The organism is Enterococcus massiliensis (assembly GCF_001050095.1).
Taxonomy (GTDB): Bacteria; Bacillota; Bacilli; order Lactobacillales; family Enterococcaceae; genus Enterococcus_C; species Enterococcus_C songbeiensis.
This window is the reverse complement of record NZ_CVRN01000007.1, coordinates 27564-47228: the sequence shown is the minus strand read 5'-3', so window position 1 is coordinate 47228 and position 19665 is coordinate 27564. Positions and strand designations below refer to the sequence as shown.

Here is a 19665-nt window from a genome sequence, read left to right as displayed (position 1 = left end):
GGAAATTAAGAACTCGTAATTAATAAAACAAGTAAAAATTACTTTCTCCTCGGCAGCATAAATTGCATCATCTCGATTTGATCATCGATGCGTTTTTCAGTAATCGTTCCGGTAATTGCCAGGACACCCAATCCTTCGATAAGAAGCATGAAGGTTTCAGCCAATTCCTCTAATTTTTGATTTTCCAGAATTCCTTGCTCAACACCCAGTTTTAGAATTTCATAGATTGTTTGTTGGCTGGAGTTGATTTGTGCTTGTTGGAAAGCATGATCTTTTTCAGAGCTGTGGGTATAATAATATTCATAGGTTGCCCGCAGCAAACTGTTTCCGACATGATTTAACAAGCGATCCTTGTGTTCGGCAAAATAATCATCCAGCAATTTTTCAAAAGGTTGATTTTCTTTGATTGCTGATCGGATGCCGTCAAATTTTCGAGTGTTACGTTCCTTGAGCACCGAGGTGAAAATCGTATCGACCGAATCAAAGTACAGATAAATGCCGCCGCGACTGATTCCACATTCGTCAATGATGTCCTTCATGGTCACATCAATCAGCCCTTTTCTGCTGAAAACGGCACGAGCACCTTCTAAAATTGCTTCGCGCTTCATTTTTTTCCGCGTTTCATTGGAAATGCTAGCCAAATTGCTCACCTCTTTCAAAAAAATAATGACACCCGTGTCACTTTAGTATATAATCACTTTAATGACGTTGGTGTCATTAATAGTGAAAGAAGGATAACTGCCATTATCGAGTCCGATTTTTTAAGCAATTATAATGAATCATCTATTCTATTATACATGAATCGGAGAATTTAGCTAAGCGCAGATAATTTGTTGCTCGACTAGCGACTTGGGAAGATGAATAAGCAGGCAGTTGTCAAAAATGGGAGAGAAAAATCGTGAAAAATAATCTTCGAACGAAAAAATTAGTGTATACCTCAATTCTACTTGCTATTCAGTTTTTATTGTATGCCACACCATTAGGCTTTTTGCAGATCGGTCCGTTTGCGATTACTACCATGCATATTCCGGTCATTGTTGGTTCCATTCTTTTAGGATACAAAAGAGGGGCTTTTCTTGGATTGGTTTTCGGCTTACTAAGCCTTTATCGGGCAACGATTGTTATTAGTCCGACAAGTTTTGTTTTCTCGCCTTTTGTGCCGGCTCCGGGAAGTGAGCAGGGAAATTTATTAGCGATCGTTGTGGCGATCTTGCCACGTATTTTGGTAGGTGTCACACCCGCTTTGGTCCTTGCACTATTTAGCAGGAAAAATATCTCCCATAACATCAGCTATGGGATCGCTGGCTTGATTGGTTCATTGACCAACACAGTTCTGGTTCTTGGACTCATGGGCTTGATTTTTGGTCACGACTTAGGCTATCAATCACTAACCGCTGTTTTAGCCATGATTGGTGCGGTTATTACGTCAAATGGATTAGTTGAAATGATTGTTGCAGCCTTAGTGACAGTTTCCTTGGCAAATGTATTTGATATAGTTGGAAAGCGCCTGTTTCATTCGACAAGATAAAAACAATCAGCCACGTCGCATCGTTGCAGCGTGGCTGATTATTTTTCTTGTGTGCGTACGACGTAGAATCCGATACCGAGGTGAAGAAGACAGGCAACGAAAAAGAGAACACCAAACCAACGGGACAAACCGTCTGAGATCAATTCTAAGTAGGAAAGAGGCAAAAGGCCGATACCAAGAAGAAAGTTATAGTTTTTCAGCAGATTTTTGATCATTGTCTTTTTCTCCTTTTAAAAAAAGTGCAAGGTTTTTCGCTCACAGCGAATAAAACCTTACACTTAGTATACTGGAAGTGCCATTGAAAAAGGAAACCATTTTTAGGAGAGTAAATTATTCTTTTTCCCAGAAATCAGTGATGGCACCTTTAGATGAACTGGAAACAATATGAGCATATTTTCCAAGAACACCGCGGGAATGTAGCGGTGGAATCACGAGAGCTGCTTGGCGTTTGGCAAGTTCAGCTTCGGAAACCTTCATCGTGATCTCTTTGGTGTCTTGATCGACAACTACTAAGTCGCCGGTTTGCAGCAACGCAATCGGTCCGCCATCTTGGGCTTCTGGAGCAATATGTCCTACCACCAGTCCATAGGTTCCTCCTGAGAAACGTCCATCTGTCAATAGCGCAACCGTTTCACCTTGCCCTTTCCCAACAATCATGCTAGATAGAGAGAGCATTTCCGGCATGCCGGGACCACCTTTAGGACCTACGAAACGAACGACCACCACGTCACCATCGACAATTTCATCCGTCAATACCGCATTAATGGCTTCGTCTTCTGTATTAAAGACTTTTGCTGGACCTTCATGACGGCGAACCTTCACACCGGAAACCTTGGCAACTGCGCCTTCTGGAGCTAAATTTCCGTGTAAAATAATCAATGGACCATCTTTTCGTTTTGGATTTTCTAGCGGCATGATGACTTTTTGTCCTTCTTTCAATGAAGGAACATCGGCTAAGTTTTCAGCCAAAGTTTTACCGGTTACGGTCAAGCAATCTCCGTGGAGGTAGCCATTCTCATAAAGGTATTTCATAACGGCAGGAACGCCGCCGACTTCGTACAAATCTTGGAAAACGTATTGTCCGCTTGGTTTCAAATCTGCCAAATGTGGTACTTTTTCTTGGAAATCGTTGAAATCATCCAAGGTCAATTCAACATTGGCCGCATGTGCCATCGCCATCAAATGGAGGATCGCATTGGTAGAACCTCCTAGAGCCATAACTACGGTGATTGCATTTTCAAAGGCTTTACGGGTCATGATGTCTTTTGGATAGATGCCTTTTTTCAACAGCTCCATCACGGCTTCTCCAGCTTCTTCAACATCCCGCAGTTTTGCTTCGGTAGTAGCTGGGTGCGAAGATGACCCGGGTAAGCTCATGCCCATTGCTTCAATGGCGGATGCCATCGTGTTGGCAGTGTACATCCCGCCGCAGCCTCCAGGACCAGGACAGGCATTGCATTCAATTTTCCGCACTTCTTCTTCGGTCATATCGTTATGGTTCCATTTCCCGATTGCTTCGAAAACAGAAACCAAATCAATGTCTTTTCCATCTAATTTCCCCGGTGCAATAGTTCCACCGTAAACAAAAATCGAAGGAATATCAGTATTAGCGATAGCAATCATACAGCCGGGCATATTTTTGTCACAGCCGCCAATTGCAACAAAGGCATCACAATTGTGTCCGCTGATGGCAGCTTCGACTGAATCAGCAATGATATCCCGTGAAGGTAAAGAAAAGCGCATGCCGGGGGTTCCCATGGCGATACCGTCTGAAACGGTGATAGTGCCAAATTGAACGGGCCAACCGCCTGCTGTCTTAATGCCTTTTTTAGCGATTTTTCCTAAGTCTTCCAAGTGAATATTACAAGGAGTATTTTCGGCCCAAGTGCTGATCACGCCAATAATCGGCTGCTTGAATTCTGCATCCCCCATACCTGTTGCCCGTAACAATGCACGGTTAGGAGATTTAACCATACTATCATAAATTTTGCTTCTAATTCTAATATCTTTCTTTGGCTGATTGTCAGTCATTTTGGAACACTCCTTTCAAACCAGTTGTTGTCTCTTGAATAATAAATCTATTTATTCTAATTGTATTTTAACACAACGCTTGAAATTTTCTAGATTTAAATGAAAAAAAGTTCATAATTCCCCTTGAAAAAAGCCACGCTTTATGAAAAAATACACATAAACTATTTTTGGTAGTTGGAAAAGAGGCAAAAGTATGAGAGATGACATCCAAGTGAATGATCTGGCAGCCACGGTGAGTGAGCAGCTAATCGAGAAACTTCAAACCATATATGATCCGGAAATCGGGTTGGACATTTATAATTTAGGGTTGGTTTATGAAATCAATTTGGAGGAAAATGGGCATTGTCATGTAGTTCTTACCTACACTTCGATGGGCTGTGGCTGTATGGCGACCGTTCCGAGTGAAATTGGGGCAGCATTAACTGAAATTGATGGAATCGAAAAAGTCACTGTTGAAACTGTGTGGTCACCAGCGTGGAAAGTGACTCGTATCAGTCGATTTGGAAGAATTTCACTCGGAATTAGTCCGAGATAAAACAACGAACCGTCTGCTAATTTGACGGTTCGTTGTTTTTTGATTGGAGAGCAACTAAATTTTTTCGAGTACAAAGAATGAGTCAAGTGATTAAAACGATAAGCATCCGCAAACTTAAATTATTTTGTCTTTGTTCCCGCAATGGTATAATGAAGAAAAGGAGGCGTTTCCAATGAATGGATACAATGAAATTCTAGTAGCGATTGACGGATCAAAAAATGCCGATGCCGCATTTGATGAAGCAATCAGAATTGCCAGTTACAACCAAGCAAGACTCTTTATCGCAGCAATTATCAATGAAGAAGAATTGTCCACCAGTTCTTACGCCTATACGAAAATTTTGAAAGAAGAACAAGAAAAAGTGGAAATGGATATGCTGAAACGAATCCATGATGCAAAAGAAGCCGGGATCGAGCAAGTGGAGCCTATCGTGGAAGTCGGTAATCCAAAAGTCTACATCACCCGAACGATTCCGGAAGCTCATTCTTTGGATTTGATTATTGTGGGGGCAACAGGCATGGGCTCCATCACTCGAGAAAAAGCCGGATCAACCACCCAATATATCGTGAATAACGCACCATGCAGTGTGTTGATGGTGAAGTAACAGAAAAACTATCAGCTACAATTTAAACCAACAGCCCCAACCACGTTTACTTAACGTGGTTGGGGCTGTTTTTATAAACGATTTTTCTCCAAAAGTCGTTCTTCTTTTTCAGTTAATGCACGAATAACTTCGATTTTATTTTCGTCAAAATAGGAGCGAAACCAATCGCCACGCTTGCCGGGAATGTCAGCAACGCGGTGATTCTGAATTACATGATTGATCTCACGAGTTCCGGGAAGATGCAGGTATTCTTGCAGCGGCAGATTACTTTGCAGGGATTCGTACTGCCATTCCCGTTTAATGATTCCTTGGCAAAGAAATCCCAGTAACATACTGTTATGAATACTTTGACGGGACATTTTACAAGCGATTCGAAACCCATTTCGTAAAATCAATTCTGTGCAGTTGAGTTCTTCACTGATCGCAGCAATTTGTGCCGGATTGACCCATATCGTATCTTTTTCTGTTACTCCCCCAAGAGGAATGAGGCAATAGTTTGGCAAACTACAAGGCAATCTGTATTTACACTGATCAAAGACTGCAGCAAGTGCAAAGCGATACAGTTGTGGTTGAATATGTAAATGATCATGGAGCAAAGACTCTGTGATTTTTTTATGTGTAGCCGCCACTTGCCGGAAATCCTCAGCAGTCAGCACCAAGGAGTGGGAACACTCTTTCCGGGCAATCGGCAAAAGGGCGTGAATAACTTTATAGGGATGAATTGTTGCAATCGGCTCGATTTTCTCACAGAGACAGGCAACATTTTCCGGTTGAAAAATTCGGGTCTGGCAATATTCTGTGATCGAAGAAAGAGGAATCTCTGTGATAAATTCCGGTGAAATGTTGATTGGTTCACCTGTTTTGAGACAAGAAAAATTTTCCATACATAAACACATCCTTGATTAATTAGTTGTAAAAAAAGTAATCCTTAAATAATTACGAAAGGTTTTTCAGTTTTTTTTATTTTATTTCGATTTTTTTCGTTGGATTTCCGAAAGTACGTAGATAGATGAATTTGTTACAGTTTAGGTACCGGCCGGAATGAAAATAAAGGATGTATAAAATGGAGAGAGGACAATTGAATGAGTGGTTGCTGCTTCATCAGGATTTTTTTGAGAAGATTTTGCGTCGAGCTGGAATTTCAGAAGGACAAGCAGATTTTGATGATTACTTGCAGGAACTGCGGTTGATTTGCTGTAAGCTTAGTGAGCCTTTTGCCACGCAACAAGCTTTTGAAGAGGTCTGGCCTAAAGGGCTATTGTTTCAAAAGCTTGTTTGGCAAGCGACAGATATCCGCAGAAAACAGCGTAAACAGGCAGAAAGAGAAAAGTTAGGAGATACGGTGATTGCGTATTTGCCGGAAACTTTTTCGATAATTGATGCCCGAACGTTGGCCATTGATTTTTGGCAAGCGTTAGACAGCAGGGAACAAAAATTAGTTGCACGATTATTGGAGGATGAAACAATGACTCGGCAAATGCGGTACCATTGCCGCAGAAAATTACGGGCTTCTCAAAGAAGACTGTTAAATCAAGATTTCTTCCGAAATTAAAAAAATTTTTCAAAAAAAATAAAAAAATCGCTTTACATTTGCCTCGAAAATTTCGTTATAGAGGTGTAAGGGGCGCAACTTACAAATCAACGAATTGGAGGAAGCAAAATGAAAACACACGTAAGTACGGAATTGGGGATTATGTATCAAGAAGATGGCAAGGAAAAATTGACCAAACAGCGTTTTGCAAATGTGGTTGCTGTACCGTCAGAAACAGAGATTCTGGCATTAGGTGATGCTATGGATCAGCTGGCACCAAATTCAGCTGTCGTTGTGAGTGTTATTGAAACAGTAGCAACACAGCACACAAAATAGGAGGAAAAAATAGATGAAAAAATTATATTTGACGTTTGCAAATGCAGAAGGTAAAAAACATAACCTAATTCCCAAATTGGCGGATGAAAATTTGACAGGAGAACAGGTCCGACAAGCGATGGAGGATATTACGGAATTGTCGCTTTTTGAAAAAGGCGGGGTGTCATTGTTTGCTGCAGTAGAAAGTGCAAAATATGTCGAAGTAACCGAGACCCCATTATTTTAAGAGAAGAAGTGGGCGGCTGCCCACTTCTTTTTTACTTGGGAGGAGGAAAAGTATGCGACCAAAACCACTGATTATTGATATTAGCGAATGGCAGCGCCCAGCTGTCATCAATTATGATCTTTTGGCAAAGCAAGTTGGTGGTGTGATTATTCGGATTCAATATGGCAGTGCCTATGTAGACAAGCACTATCAAACCCATATTAAGGAGTTCAAAAAACGTGGAATCCCCTTTGCAGTTTATGCTTGGGTACGGGGAATTAATTTTAACGATATGGCACGAGAGGCGGAGTTTTTTTGGTTGCGGGGAAAAGAATTTCAGCCAAGTTTTTGGTGGTTGGACGTGGAGGAACTTTCCATGAAAGAGATGCGCAGCGGGTGTGAAATATACCGCCGTACGTTGAAAAAATTAGGAGCGAAAAAAGTTGGCGTGTATATTGCCAATCACCTATACAAACAGTTGAATTTGGACGTCACCGCTTTTGATGGTATCTGGCTGCCCACTTATGGTGCTAACTCCGGAGTTTATACCGGCAGCAATCCAACGGCAACGACTGATTATGACCTGCATCAGTACACTTCAGCAGGACGACTGTCGGGATATGAAGGACCGCTGGATCTGAATCGGTTGCATCGAAAAACGCTTTCGTACTTTTTTGGAACGTCAACGGAAGGAGAGGGGGATTTTCCCATGAAAACTTTCAACTTAACAACGGCTGTTTATCTGCGACAAAAGCCTGACCGCAAAAGTCCGACGATTGCGTTGTTATCTGTTGGGCAGAAGATAAAAATCAACGATATTTGCATCGCCGATGGTTTTTTATGGGGCGTTCAACCACGAGAAGATGGAACAAAGGGCTTTTTCGCATTGGGAAAATTTTCTGGTTATGGTCAGTTCAATTAGGTAAAACAGATTGCTTGTCAGAAAAAAAGTCTCATGGTATCTTACACTTACAATAAGTAAGCAAAAAGGTGGGGTGAAAAAATGAAGTATTATTTCGATGCGGGAGAAGCCGGCGGAAAAAATTTGTTGTTGCTGCATGGTACTGGCGGTGATGAATATTCTTTGGTAGATATTGCTCGTTTTTTAGATGGTTCCTGTAAGATATTATCCTTTCGAGGAGAAGTACAAGAAGAAGGAATGAATCGCTTTTTCAAACGAAATGGTTTAAATCAGTTTGATTTTGACAGTCTGGAGGAAGAAGCAGACCGCTTGTACGAAGAAATTAAAGAATTAAGCAAAGAAAAAAATATTCCTATCGAGGATTGGGTATTAGTGGGGTATTCAAATGGTGCCAACATCGCTGCCCATCTCCTTTTGGAACGAGAGACCAACTTGACGAGAGGTATTTTCTTCCATCCGATGTCTTTGGAACGCCACACAAAGACATTTTCTTTGGCAGATAAAAAAGTTTGGCTTTCTTTTGGAGACGGTGATCCGATCGTCAGCGATGCCTCCTTTAATGAATTGGATCAAGCCTTGAAACACGGAATGCAGAAGTAACGATTGCCCGTACAAAAACTGGTCATCAAATCAATATGGATGAGCTACAAGCAGCGCGAGAATGGTTAAATAATCTATAATGAAAAACCAAGAATAGTGGAAGTCTCTTCCAAACTATTCTTGGTTCTTTTTTTATAGCTTGCGTTCAAAGGGATCGCTGGAAATACCTTGATCCAACACTTGAATCGCATATTCTTTGGCGCTGAAAAGAGAATGATCCCGATAATTTCCGCATTCTTTTGGGGAGACCGCCGGAACTTCATCGGTTTCGATGACATGTTTTTGCAACACAGTGGCTAACGCATCTCGAATTTCTTCGGTAGTATGTTCACCCCAAAGAATCAAATAAAAACCTGTTCGACAACCCATTGGTGATAAATCGATTACGCCTGTCAAATAATCCCGCAAATTAACTGCCAATAAATGTTCCAGCGTATGCAGTGCGGCGGTTGGCAAGGCGGCTTGATTTGGCTGTAAAAAACGCAAATCGTATTTTTGAATCAGGGTGTTATTATTTGTTTCACTGCCGGCAAGGCGGACATACGGTGCTTTTACTTCATTATGATTTAATTCAAAACTTTCTACTCGTGCCATGTGGTTAGCCTCCAGATATTAGAATGTGGCAACTATACCAAAAAAAAGACGGATTTTCAATGAGAGAAGGCAAAATGAGCCGAGTATTTGCGAAGCCCTCCGTGTGAAAAAGCATTTTCAGAATTTTACAACGGTTGTTACTGTAATTAATGGGAAAATGTGCTAAAATGGCAAAAAGTTAATTTTTGAGACTCGTTCTACTTTATGATGGATTTGGTAAGGAGGGGCGGGAAAATCGCTTGAAATTTTGACAAAAATTTCTTGCCAAGAGGAGATGGAAGGTATGAGTACAGGATATCGGGTTGCGGTTGTTGGCGCAACAGGTGCAGTGGGCACAAGAATGATCGAGATGTTAGAACAGACTACTTTGCCGCTTGCGGAGGTAAAATTATTGGCTTCCAAGCGTTCAGCAGGAAAAATATTGACCTTCAAGGGAAAGGAACTGGCTGTGGAAGAATTAGTGCCGGAATCTTTTGAGGGTATTGATATTGCGCTGTTTAGTGCAGGTGGCGGAATTTCGAAAATCTTTGCGCCGGAAGCAGTAAAACGTGGTGCTGTGGTCGTCGATAATACCAGTCATTTTCGTATGGATCCGGAAGTACCGCTAGTGGTTCCAGAGGTAAATAAAGAAGCCTTGCGTCAACATAAAGGAATCATTGCCAATCCAAACTGTTCAACAATCCAAATGATGGTGGCATTGGAACCGATTCGTCAAGCCGTGGGGTTGGATCGAATCATCGTTTCGACTTACCAAGCAGTTTCCGGAGCTGGTGCAAAAGCAATGGAAGAATTAAAACGTGAAACCTTGGCTTATTTGGAAGGTGCTTCTGCTGACGAATTGAATCCAGAGATTTTACCTTCTGGTGGGGATAAAAAACATTATCCAATCGCCTTCAATGCCTTACCACAAATCGATGTTTTTGCCGAAGATGATTATACCTATGAAGAGTGGAAAATGATCAACGAAACCCATAAAATTATGGCAGACGACAAAATTAAAGTAGCGGCGACCTGCGTGCGGGTTCCGGTATTCAGCGGGCATTCCGAATCTGTTTACATCGAAACCAAAGATGCAACCGATGTGGCAGCCTTGAAAAATCTATTAAAAGATGCGCCGGGAATCGTTTTGGAAGATGATCCAAGTCAACAAATTTATCCCCAAGCGTTAAACAGTGTCGGCAGAAAAGAAACTTTTGTCGGACGCTTGCGCCGAGATTTAGATGTAGCAAATGGTTTTCATATGTGGGTAGTTTCTGACAATTTATTAAAAGGTGCTGCATGGAATTCTGTACAAATCGCAGAAACACTGCATGAAATGGGCTTGGTGAAAGCTAAATAAAACGCAAATAAAATACTCGATAGAATCGGACCTTTGTCCGGATTCTGTCGAGTATTTTTCTTTGTATCGTGGTGAGAAAGGATTATTCCCCCAATTCCTTCAGCACTTTCTCGGGTACGGAGGATTTTTCAACCACATTTGGTCCTTTGATTACCCGTTTTTTACTGATAGAAGCTTTAACGATGGTATTTGGTTGGAAAGGAGTTGGATTTTCTCCACTCAATTCATAGGTCATTTCTTGGTGTTCACCATTTTCTTTTACAAAGGTGAAGGTGTATTTATAGGAAGACCAACCTTTGATAATTTCACCGGAATCGCTTTTTGTTTGCACTTTTTCGGGAGTTGTTGCAGGCACTTTTGCATAAGCTGGGATTCCTTGGTACGTTTCTTTGTAGTAGTTATAACCAAAATAGGCACCGACGCCAAGGACCAAAATCAATACTAGTCCGCCAATTGTTTTTCTCATAATAAATCAACCTTTCTTTCTTGGTGCTTACAAGATACCACAGCTTAAGCGAAAATGACCATTGAAAAACCTAACAAAGTTGTAAGCTTGAAAGAATCAGCAGCGGCGTTTAAGCTGTTTTCCTTTGATCTCATAGACTTCATCTGCCACCGTTTTGACAAAGTACGGGTCATGGGAAGTAAACAAGACCGTTCCGGGATAAGCCCGAAGAAATCTTTCTAACGCGGATACAGTTGATAGGTCGATAAAATTTGTCGGTTCATCCAAAATCAACACATTGGCGGGTTTGACGAAAACGAGGGCCATGGAGACGCGTGTCGCTTCGCCGCCGCTTAATTTTTGGACGGATTTGTCTAATTCGGTTTGTAAAAAGCCAAGATTATTTAAAAGACTGCGAACCAAACTTTCGGAATAATCCGTTCGTTTCATTAGAAAGGATAAAATCGTTTCTCGCTGATGAAGTTGATAATCCATTTGCTGATAGGTGCTGAAAACAACTTTTGGCGATAAGGTGATGCCCGGTTGATTTTCTTGAATGTATTGCAGCAAACTGGATTTTCCTGTTCCGTTATCACCAATCAGGGCAATTTTTTTGCCGAGGGGAAATTGAAAACTTGCTTGTTCCAGTAAGCATTTTTCTCCTTTAATCAAAGTGATTCTATCCCCCATGATGGGAAATTTGTTGTGGATCGTCAAAGCAATCGAAGGCGGGAAGATAATCTTTCTTTGTCCTGCCACATTCTGGACTGTTTCCAGTTGCTCCAATCGTTTTTCAATCGTTTTTGCTGTTTTTTGCGCCGCTTTTTGAACGGTATCTTTTTGTTTGGTGGAAGACAGACGGCCAGGACGTATATTTTGTTTTTTCTTTTTATCTGAAACGCGTGCCATTCGTGCCGCTTGCTCTTTTTTCTTCTGAGCTGCGGCAGCAAGGCGGTTTTTTTCCTGTTCATAGTGGGAAAAGGCATTTTCCTGCGTCAGACGTTCTTGTTCTTTTTGCTGTTGGTAGTCGTCGTAATTGCCGTTGAATTCGCGAATTTTCCCCTCCGAAACTTCCCAGATTTTGGTCGCCAGTTGATTGAGAAACTCGCGGTCATGGCTGACAAAAAGCAACGTTCCGTAATAATAGTTCAGTTCTTCAATCAACACATCAATGCTGCGGCGATCCAGATGGGTAGTGGGTTCATCCAAAAGCATACCCAACTGATAATTTGTCAAGGCTTGAGTCAAGCGTAATTTTGATCCTTCGCCCCCACTGAGGGTAGTGATGCTGTTGGTCGGAACTTTCATTCGTCCCAATAATTCGCCGTCTAATTCTGTTTCTGCTTCATCCGGTAAAGCAATCTGTGAAAAATAAGTAAAGGTTGTTTCCCGCTGAATTTTCCCGCGATCCGGCTGGATTTTGTCGGCGATTAAGTTTAGTAAGGTTGATTTTCCTTGACCATTGCCACCGACGATTCCAATACGATCATTTTGATAAGCGGTCAGCTCATCGATTTGAAAAATATCTTTATTGCCGAATGTAACGGCAACATCTGTTAATTTCACTGCTAGTTCCATTGATTTTGCACTCCTTGTTTCCTTGGCAAAACGCAATTTTTGGGTACACAAAAAAGGGAGAGCCTTACGCTATCCCTTGGGTGATCATAATGTAACCAGCAAGCGGTTATAAAAATGTCGACACTTATCCCATGAAATCGTCGTTTTGACAAGACTTTTGAATTGTATTTAATTAGCTATTCAAAAGTACAAAACGCAATCGCATCGCTGCCGTCATTCCTTTCCCTACTTTCTAATTGTTCTATTTTGATGATACCATACTTCGTTATTGGTGCAAAGAAATTTGGGGTGGGAAATTCTGAAATTTTTCTTTTGATTTCCATGGATTCGGTGAGAATCGGAAGGAATCAGTCTACTTTTTCCTTATTTTATTGTATAATGGAACGTGGATGCTTATGCTTGGAAGTATTTGTATATATTAAAAAATATTCGAGAGGTGAATAATTTGAGCAGTATCAAAATTATCCCAATCAGTGGTGTACGAGAAAATGGAAAAAATCTTTACGCCGTTGAAGTGGGAGATGATCTATTCGTTTTGGATTGCGGTCTGCGTTATCCTGAAAGCGAATTGTTGGGAATCGATACCGTGATTCCTGACTTTACTTATTTAATAGAAAATGCAGATCGTGTTGCAGGTGTTTTTCTGACCCATGGACACGCAGATGCCATCGGGGCATTGCCTTATCTATTAGAAAAAATCAATGTTCCCGTTTTTGGGACGAAACTAACGATCGAGTTGGCAAAAATCAATGTCCACAAAAATGAGGCAACAAAAAAATTCAAAGCGTTTCATGTGATTGATGAACATACAGAAATCGACTTTAGTGATACCACGGTCAGCTTCTTCAGGACTACCCACTCCATTCCAGATTCAGTTGGGATCAGCTTGAAAACTCCTGAAGGAACGATCGTGTATACTGGAGACTTTAAATTTGATCAGGCAGCAGTGCCAATGTATCAAACAGATTTTGCTCGTTTGGCTGAAATCGGCAGAGAAGGTGTGTTGGCGCTACTAAGCACGTCTTCTAATGCAGAAAATCCAGCGAAAGTTGCTTCTGAACGCAAAATCGCTGATGAAGTTTACGACAACATCCGCTATTGGGAAGGACGAATTATCGTCGCCAGCGTTGCCAGCAATCTGCAACGGGTACAACAGGTATTGAATGCTGCCTATCGTTCCGATCGAAAAGTAGTCTTGACTGGGTTGGATTTTGGTCGAATCATTCGAACCGCGATGAAGCTGGGAAAATTGGAAGTTCCGGATGAAGACCTGTTCATCACCCAAAAAGAAATGAAAAAGTATCCACCAGAAAAATTGTTGATTTTGGAAACCGGTCGAATGGGTGAACCAATCAAAGCCTTACAAAAAATGGCGAATGGAACCCATCGCACCTTGCGTATTCAGGAAGGTGATTTGGTTTACATCGCTACTACACCAACCACTGCAACGGAAACCTTTGTGGCAAAAACAGAGGATATCATTTATCGTGCTGGCGGTGCGGTAAAACAAATTTCTGACAATATGCGTGTTTCCGGACATGCTAATCCCGATGATTTGCAACTGATGATGAATATGTTGCGACCAAAATATTTGATTCCAATCCAAGGGGAGTACCGTCAATTGGATGCCCATGCTGAACTGGCAAAATTAGTCGGCATTCCTGCCCGCAATATTTTTATTGCCGCGCGAGGAGATGTACTGGAATATCAAAATGGGGAAATGGTTCAAGCTGGATCTGTTCCCGCTGAAAATGTCCTGATCGACGGTATTGGTGTCGGAGATATCGGCAACATCGTCTTGCGGGATCGTAAAGTTTTATCGGAAGATGGTATTTTTGTGGTAGTTGTCACTATCAGCCGTCGCGAAAAGAAAATCGTTGCTCGTCCGCAAATCACTTCAAGAGGTTTTGTTTATGTCAAAGCCAGCCGAGATTTGATTCGGGAAAGTGGAGATATGGTAGCGGAAATCGTTGAGAAGCATTTGCACACGGATGATTTTGAATGGAGTAAGCTAAAACAAGATATTCGTGACCGATTGAGTCGGTTCTTATTTGAACAAACCAAGCGTCGCCCGGTTATTTTGCCAGTGATTATGGAATCCTCGCAACGCAACCGTGCCCGTAAATAATCCGACAGGACTGACTGGAGAAGAGCCGTTTAAACTCTTAGCCAGTCTTTCTTTTGCCGAGAAAAAATGTAAACTATATGAAAAGTTTCAACTTAATGTGTAATTAATGAAAGGAAGTCCTGTTATGCCTAGTTATCAAGAAGATGCGAGTGTTCAAAAAAATCGTTGGTGGATTCTCGTTGCAGTTTCCATGTTTACGTTTATGTCCACTTTAGATGGTAGTATCGTTAATATTGCATTGCCAACAATTTCCAAAGATATGAAGGTGCCGATGAATCAGGCAGAATGGATCGTATCGATTTATCTGATGGTGGTTTGTGCCTGTTTGCTTTTGTTTGGGAAAATTGGGGACAGTCTGGGAAAAATCAAAGTCTTTCGTTTAGGAATGTTGATTTTTACAATTGGTTCGTTGCTTTGTGGTTTTAATCATTCTTTAGGGTTCCTGTTATTTGCGCGAGTGGTTCAAGCTGTTGGTGCCAGTATGACGATGGCAACGAATACCGGAATCATCACTGAAGTTTTCCCTATGAGTGAAAGAGGACGTGCGTTGGGATCAATCGGTGCCTTTGTTTCCTTGGGGTCAATTGCCGGTCCAGGATTAGGCGGACTGATTTTGGCACAATTTTCCTGGCCGTATATTTTTTGGATCAATGTGCCGGTGGGGATTTTGACGATGCTCTTTAGCCAACGTCTTTTGCCTCAAGATATTACCCTCAGCAAACAAAAAACCGACAAATTGGGCTTTGCGACCTTTGCTTTGTTTATTTTAACCTTCTTTGGCGGTGTCTTTTTAGGACAAGAACGAGGATTTTTGACCGTTATTCCTCTCGTTTTATTTGCATTGGCACTGGTTTCTTTTGTCGGATTTATTTTGGTGGAAAAGAAAGTCAAATTGCCGTTGATCACTTTTAGTATTTTTAAAAATAAAATTTTCACCATGAGCTTATTAACAGCGACCCTGATTTTTTCTTCCAACTTCTTTGTTAATGTCATCGTTCCTTTTTATTTGCAAAATGCTCGTGGGCTTAGTCCAAGTTATGCGGGCTTGCTGATGATGGTCTTTCCTTTTCTGATGGTGGTTGGTTCACCGTTAAGCGGGTATTTGACGGATAAAATCGGACCGGAAATTCTGGTGCTGATTGGATTAACGCTACTGTCTGTGACCCAGATAATGTATATGTTTATGACGATCCATACACCAATTTGGTTTTACGTGGTGGCAACAGCAATCATGGGTTTAGGAAATTCATTGTTCCAATCCCCAAATAATACAATGGTCATGAGTAGTGTGACCCGCGAAAACCTGGGCGTTGCCGGCAGTATGAATTCCTTTGCCAGAAATTTGGGTATGGTAATCGGAATCGCATTGGCAACAACGATTTTGTATGATGCTATGAGCAGCAAAATGGGGGAACGGGTGACGACCTACATCGCTGAACGTCCGGATGTCTTTATTTACGGCATGAAAATCACCTTTTTAGGTTCCTTTTTACTTTGTTTGGTGGCGTTAGTATTGACTGCTTTACGAATAAAACGGCAAGGAGGATTGCGACATGGCAAATGAAGTTGAAACATTTTTATCTGAAAAAGGAATCCCCTTTGAAAGGTATGAATTTCCGTGGAGGCTGGAGGAAGAGACGGCTCGATTAAAAGCGGAAGAGTTGACGATTCCCGAAGAAATCATTTTTAAAACCTTGGTGGTAAAAGGAAACAAAACGGGAGCAACGATTGCTCTTGTTCCGCTGACTGCACATCTTGATTATAAAAAGCTGGCAAAAGCCACCGGCAACCGCAAAATCGGTTTTCCACCGATGGAGTATGTATTGGAAGCTACCGGTTATCCCCATGGCGCCAATACACCCATCGGAATCTTTTTGCATCATCCGGAATATCCGCTTGTGTTTGACGAACGTATCCGACAGTTTAAAGAAATTTTGGTATCCAGTGGAGAAATTGGTCATAGTGTAAAAGTCGCAGTGCCCGATTTGTTAGCCTTACTCCAACCGCTAGTGATAGATATTCTAAGTGAAAAAACAAAATAGCTGAAATGAAAGGGAAAAATCGAGAAGGAAACTTCGTGGTTTTTCCTTTTTTTGGTGTTTCTTGGTAACAGTTTCAACGATTCTCTGTTACAATATAGAATGAAAGCTGTATTACTCAAAACCAACGAAGTACAACAAGTGGCAGTTCCGCTTTTAGTAACTATTCTAGTGGAACGATACACAGCGTGAGAATCAATAAATTTTTCTGTCAAGAAATTGGAATAGCTTAAACCAAACAAGGAGGAAGACAAATGAAAATTACCTATCATGGACATTCCGTTATTGCCATCGAGACACAGCAAACGAATATTTTGGTGGATCCTTTTATCACTGGCAACCGCTCAACAGATTTAACCGTGGATACCGTTTCGGCGGATTGGCTATTGGTCACCCATGGACACAGCGATCATTTAGGCGACACTGTTCCGATTGCTAAACGAACGGGGGCCACCGTCGTCAGTATGGTAGAAGTTTGTTCCTTCGTTGCCAAACAAGGGGTAGAAAAAACGCACGGAATGAATATTGGTGGTAAATTTTTATTTCCCTTTGGAACCGTCAAAATGGTGGCGGCACAACACAGTTCAGGTTATGAAAAAGACGGAGAAATGATTTATCTTGGGGAACCTGCCGGATTCTTACTGGAAATCGAAGGCAAACGAATTTATTTGGCGGGAGATACTGCCTTATTCAGTGATATGGCTTTATTTGGTAAAGAGGGAATTGATATCGCCTTCTTGCCAATCGGTGATAATTTCACCATGGGACCAGAGGATGCAGCGCAGGCGGCAAAATTATTGCAGGCGAAAAAAGTCGTTCCGATCCATTACAACACCTTTCCAGTTATTCAACAGGACCCACAAAAATTTATTGATTTATTGCCCGGAAATGGCGAAGTGTTGTCAGTCGGACAAACAATCGAGGTATAGGAGAACAAGATGGCAACCAAACATGATTTGATTTTAGCTCATATCGAAGGACTTCCAGTCGGGGAACGAATTTCGGTGCGGGGCATTGCAAAAGCATTATCCGTCAGCGAAGGTACGGCTTACCGTGCCATCAAAGATGCAGAAAACATTGGACTGGTCTCCACGATTCAGCGTGTTGGTACGATTCGTATTGAACGAAAATTAAAAAAACATATTGAAAAACTGACTTTTGGGGAAGTCGTTCAGATCATCGAAGGGGATGTACTGGGGGGCAAGGCCGGTTTAGACAAAGTGCTGAATCGTTTCGTGATCGGCGCGATGAAAGAAGAAGCCATGGAGCGTTACATTACACCGGGTTCATTGATGATCGTCGGAAACCGGGAAGAAGTGCATCGCTTGGCCTTGGAAGATGGCGCTGCCGTTTTGATTACCGGTGGCTTTGATACTTCGGAAGAAATTTGTCGGTTGGCGGATGACGTAGAGATGCCGATTTTACGGACGACCTACGATACCTTTACTGTAGCCACGATGATCAACCGGGCGTTGAGTGATCAGTTAATCAAAAAAGATATTTTATTAGTCAGCGATATTTATATGCCTTTGGATAAAACCCAATACCTGACAGTTCATGATACGGTCAAAGACTATAAACACCTTGCAGAAGAAACCGGACATTCTCGTTTTCCTGTGGTGAATAAAAATATGCGGGTGGTAGGAATCGTCACCGCCAAAGATATTTTGGAAAAAGCGGATACCCAGTTGATCGAGCGGGTAATGACCAAGGAACCAAGCATGGTGAAAAAAGAAATGAGTGTGGCTTCAGTCAGTCATCAAATGATTTGGGATGGGCTGGAAGTCATGCCGGTCGTAGCCGATGACTTGTCTTTGCTGGGTCTGGTTACCCGTCAAGATGTCATGAAGGCCATGCAGTTGGTTCAACGTCAAACCCAAGTGGCAGACACCATCTCCGATCAGATTTCAGCAGAAATGCAAATCGTTGAACAGGACATGGAAGGGAAAAAACTAGATACTCCCTACTTCAAATTTATGGTATCTCCACAAATGGTCAATGAAGTCGGAACAATTTCTTTTGGTGTGTTAAGCGAAGTCGTTGGCAATGCAGCCAAACGGACGATGCTGTTGAATCAACGGCGCAACAGTTGGATTGAGCAGGTCAACCTACATTATTTCCGCTTGATTCAGTTGGAAAGCGAATTGGCGATTTATCCGCGAATTTTGGAATTGGGTCGACGTTCCGCAAAACTCGACATTGAAATTTATATTGAAAATACTCTGATTGCGAAGGCAATCGTCGTGAGCCAAGTATTAGAACGGCCGTAACGTAGAAATGGAGAAAAAATGAACATCAGACATGAAATTTTAGCTGCTATCAAAGAATATTCCCGTATCATTATCCACCGCCATCAACGACCTGATCCGGATGCATTAGGTTCACAGGCTGGTTTGGCGGAAATTTTGCGGGTGAGCTTTCCCGAAAAAGAAATTTATCAAGTGGGCAGTAGCGTCGACGGTCTAGCATTTTTAGCAACGATGGATGAAATTGCTGACGAAAAATATACTGATGCACTGGTTATTGTGACAGATACCGCTAATGCACCACGGGTCAGTGATAAACGTTACGACAAAGGTGTAAAAGTTATCAAAATCGATCACCATCCAAATGATGAACCCTACGGTGATTTGGTGTGGGTCAATACCAAAGCAAGCAGTTGCAGTGAGATGATTGCAGATTTTGCCTTTTATTTTCCTGATGAATTAAAAATCAATGAAGCGGCTGCCCGGTTACTCTATGCCGGCATCGTTGGCGATACCGGGCGCTTTTTGTATCCGGCAACCACTTCATATACCTTGACTATCGCTGGTCGCTTATTGGATTATGGCTTTGATGCTGCGCTTCTTAATCGTCAGTTGCAGCAAATTCCAATGAAGGTCGCTCGATTATCGGGTTATATTTATGAGCATATCGAAGTGGACGAACATGGGGCTGGTCGTGTGATTTTATCTCAAGAGTTGTTAAAAGAATTCGGGATTGATGATTCTGAAACCGCACCAATCGTTTCCCTGCCTGGAACCATCGATACTGTTTTAGCCTGGGGAATTTTTGTTGAGCAACCAGAAGGCTACTATCGCGTACGCCTACGTTCGAAGGGACCTACCATCAATGAAGTTGCCAAGCGGCATCATGGCGGGGGGCATCCTTTAGCAAGTGGGGCGAATGCGGCAAATTCTGACGAGATCAATGAAATCTACCAAGAAATCCAAGAGCTTTGCCGTTATTTTAACGAGTAAAGAAAAAAAGG

General features: G+C 41.9%; 21 protein-coding genes and 1 pseudogene. 15 read left to right on the top strand and 7 right to left on the bottom strand.

Annotated elements, in window-relative coordinates; translation table 11 throughout:
* Positions 1 to 38: 38 nt before the first annotated feature.
* On the bottom strand, positions 39 to 608 hold the full coding sequence (locus BN1875_RS07485; protein ID WP_171000757.1) for a TetR/AcrR family transcriptional regulator: 570 nt from the start codon (positions 606 to 608) through the stop codon (positions 39 to 41).
* Positions 609 to 898: 290 nt separating this feature from the next.
* Here BN1875_RS07485 and BN1875_RS07480 point away from each other — a divergent pair, with 290 nt between their 5' ends.
* Entirely contained in the window at positions 899 to 1528 is a 630-nt protein-coding gene (locus BN1875_RS07480) for an ECF transporter S component (RefSeq protein WP_048604239.1), read from the top strand.
* Between the two features lie 38 nt (positions 1529 to 1566).
* Here BN1875_RS07480 and BN1875_RS13645 read toward each other — a convergent pair whose 3' ends face one another.
* Together BN1875_RS13645 and ilvD are read right to left on the bottom strand one after the other, a co-directional pair.
* A complete protein-coding gene (locus tag BN1875_RS13645; protein WP_156171207.1) occupies positions 1567 to 1743 on the bottom strand; it encodes a hypothetical protein in 177 nt (58 codons plus the stop codon).
* Between the two features lie 115 nt (positions 1744 to 1858).
* Complete coding sequence (ilvD, locus tag BN1875_RS07475; protein ID WP_048604238.1) at positions 1859 to 3559, bottom strand: dihydroxy-acid dehydratase; 1701 nt, start codon at positions 3557 to 3559, stop codon at positions 1859 to 1861.
* Between the two features lie 193 nt (positions 3560 to 3752).
* Between ilvD and BN1875_RS07470 the strand changes: the two genes are divergently transcribed.
* A complete protein-coding gene (locus BN1875_RS07470; protein ID WP_048604237.1) occupies positions 3753 to 4094 on the top strand; it encodes a metal-sulfur cluster assembly factor in 342 nt (113 codons plus the stop codon).
* A gap of 172 nt (positions 4095 to 4266) precedes the next feature.
* Positions 4267 to 4698: a universal stress protein gene (locus BN1875_RS07465; RefSeq protein ID WP_048604236.1), complete on the top strand. Its 432-nt coding sequence runs from the start codon at positions 4267 to 4269 to the stop codon at positions 4696 to 4698.
* 71 nt (positions 4699 to 4769) lie between these two features.
* Here BN1875_RS07465 and BN1875_RS07460 read toward each other — a convergent pair whose 3' ends face one another.
* Complete coding sequence (locus tag BN1875_RS07460) at positions 4770 to 5582, bottom strand: hypothetical protein (protein WP_048604235.1); 813 nt, start codon at positions 5580 to 5582, stop codon at positions 4770 to 4772.
* 179 nt (positions 5583 to 5761) lie between these two features.
* Between BN1875_RS07460 and BN1875_RS07455 the strand changes: the two genes are divergently transcribed.
* The 5 genes and pseudogenes from BN1875_RS07455 (at position 5762) to BN1875_RS07435 (ending at position 8372) form a co-directional block, all read left to right on the top strand.
* On the top strand, positions 5762 to 6250 hold the full coding sequence (locus BN1875_RS07455) for a hypothetical protein (protein WP_048604234.1): 489 nt from the start codon (positions 5762 to 5764) through the stop codon (positions 6248 to 6250).
* 108 nt (positions 6251 to 6358) lie between these two features.
* The gene (locus BN1875_RS07450) at positions 6359 to 6565 is read left to right on the top strand and encodes a DUF1659 domain-containing protein (RefSeq protein WP_048604233.1); all 207 of its coding nucleotides are present in this window, start codon (positions 6359 to 6361) and stop codon (positions 6563 to 6565) included.
* A 13-nt stretch (positions 6566 to 6578) separates the two neighbouring features.
* Complete coding sequence (locus tag BN1875_RS07445) at positions 6579 to 6791, top strand: DUF2922 domain-containing protein (protein ID WP_048604232.1); 213 nt, start codon at positions 6579 to 6581, stop codon at positions 6789 to 6791.
* Positions 6792 to 6843: 52 nt separating this feature from the next.
* A complete protein-coding gene (locus tag BN1875_RS07440) occupies positions 6844 to 7692 on the top strand; it encodes a GH25 family lysozyme (RefSeq protein WP_048604231.1) in 849 nt (282 codons plus the stop codon).
* An 81-nt stretch (positions 7693 to 7773) separates the two neighbouring features.
* Positions 7774 to 8372 (top strand): annotated as a pseudogene (locus BN1875_RS07435) (alpha/beta hydrolase).
* 52 nt (positions 8373 to 8424) lie between these two features.
* Here the strand turns inward: BN1875_RS07435 and BN1875_RS07430 are convergent.
* Positions 8425 to 8886, bottom strand: coding sequence for an S-ribosylhomocysteine lyase (locus BN1875_RS07430; protein ID WP_048604230.1), 462 nt, complete (start codon positions 8884 to 8886; stop codon positions 8425 to 8427).
* A gap of 283 nt (positions 8887 to 9169) precedes the next feature.
* Between BN1875_RS07430 and BN1875_RS07425 the strand changes: the two genes are divergently transcribed.
* Positions 9170 to 10225 (top strand): aspartate-semialdehyde dehydrogenase, encoded by a 1056-nt coding sequence (locus tag BN1875_RS07425; RefSeq protein WP_048604229.1) that lies wholly within the window; start codon positions 9170 to 9172, stop codon positions 10223 to 10225.
* An 82-nt stretch (positions 10226 to 10307) separates the two neighbouring features.
* Here the strand turns inward: BN1875_RS07425 and BN1875_RS07420 are convergent, their stop codons facing one another.
* Positions 10308 to 10691, bottom strand: coding sequence for a YxeA family protein (locus BN1875_RS07420; RefSeq protein WP_048604228.1), 384 nt, complete (start codon positions 10689 to 10691; stop codon positions 10308 to 10310).
* A 96-nt stretch (positions 10692 to 10787) separates the two neighbouring features.
* Complete coding sequence (gene abc-f, locus BN1875_RS07415; protein ID WP_048604227.1) at positions 10788 to 12248, bottom strand: ribosomal protection-like ABC-F family protein; 1461 nt, start codon at positions 12246 to 12248, stop codon at positions 10788 to 10790.
* A gap of 445 nt (positions 12249 to 12693) precedes the next feature.
* On the opposite strand from abc-f, the gene BN1875_RS07410 reads away from it, so the two are divergent.
* The 6 genes from BN1875_RS07410 (at position 12694) to BN1875_RS07385 (ending at position 19654) form a co-directional block, all read left to right on the top strand.
* On the top strand, positions 12694 to 14376 hold the full coding sequence (locus BN1875_RS07410) for a ribonuclease J (protein WP_048604226.1): 1683 nt from the start codon (positions 12694 to 12696) through the stop codon (positions 14374 to 14376).
* A gap of 124 nt (positions 14377 to 14500) precedes the next feature.
* Positions 14501 to 15940, top strand: a complete 1440-nt coding sequence (locus tag BN1875_RS07405) for an MFS transporter (protein WP_048604225.1) — start codon at positions 14501 to 14503, stop codon at positions 15938 to 15940.
* The gene (locus tag BN1875_RS07400) at positions 15930 to 16418 is read left to right on the top strand and encodes a YbaK/EbsC family protein (RefSeq protein WP_048604224.1); all 489 of its coding nucleotides are present in this window, start codon (positions 15930 to 15932) and stop codon (positions 16416 to 16418) included. Before BN1875_RS07405 ends, BN1875_RS07400 begins: the two co-directional genes overlap by 11 nt.
* A gap of 251 nt (positions 16419 to 16669) precedes the next feature.
* The gene (locus BN1875_RS07395; protein ID WP_048604223.1) at positions 16670 to 17344 is read left to right on the top strand and encodes a metal-dependent hydrolase; all 675 of its coding nucleotides are present in this window, start codon (positions 16670 to 16672) and stop codon (positions 17342 to 17344) included.
* 9 nt (positions 17345 to 17353) lie between these two features.
* Positions 17354 to 18685: a DRTGG domain-containing protein gene (locus tag BN1875_RS07390; protein WP_048604222.1), complete on the top strand. Its 1332-nt coding sequence runs from the start codon at positions 17354 to 17356 to the stop codon at positions 18683 to 18685.
* An 18-nt stretch (positions 18686 to 18703) separates the two neighbouring features.
* Positions 18704 to 19654: a DHH family phosphoesterase gene (locus tag BN1875_RS07385; RefSeq protein WP_048604221.1), complete on the top strand. Its 951-nt coding sequence runs from the start codon at positions 18704 to 18706 to the stop codon at positions 19652 to 19654.
* Positions 19655 to 19665 lie beyond the last annotated feature (11 nt).